The sequence below is a fragment of the Oleiphilus sp. HI0080 genome, from assembly GCF_001635135.1.
The window spans coordinates 1-507 of the sequence record NZ_LWFU01000249.1 but is presented as its reverse complement, the minus strand read 5'-3'; the positions used below and the strand labels follow the sequence as shown (position 1 = coordinate 507).

Below are 507 nucleotides of genomic sequence, written 5' to 3'. Positions count from 1 at the left end.
ATGCGCTTGATTGCGAGGACGTTATCAACACCCCAAGGGCATTGTTGAATCAGTGTCATCAACAAGCCAACCACAACCAATGAGATAACGTAAATCGCAAACACGCGCTTGAAGTATTCAAGTACGAAGCCTTTTAAGTAGAAACGGTAAAAATGCACATACACAAACAGCGCAATAAAACTAAGTGAAACGAGCGAGAGTATGGCCACATTTAAATTTGGAAGGGTGCTTCCGAGCTGCCACGTTTCTTCCGTAAACGCCATGGGAATCGCCAACAGCGTTGCGCCGACAACGATCTGAATAATGTCCCGAAGAGTGAGCTCTACCATTAACGGTTTTACAATCCGTTGAATCACCTTGCCAGAACTATCGAAAATCGGAATGACCGTATGCAAGTAGCCCGATCGCCCTNAGCGTTTTATTTCTACTTTTTGTTTTGAATCTTGCGGATCTTCATACATGAAGAGGCGTCCTCTTTAGTCGCCAATATTGATATTGAGAGAGCTT

1 protein-coding gene is annotated in these 507 nt (G+C 44.1%); it reads right to left on the bottom strand.

Annotated elements, in window-relative coordinates; all coding sequences use genetic code 11:
• The coding region (locus tag A3751_RS02675) for a DUF2391 family protein (RefSeq protein WP_068451789.1) at positions 1 to 461 on the bottom strand (461 nt) is incomplete at its 3' end.
• Between the last annotated feature and the right edge of the window lie 46 nt (positions 462 to 507).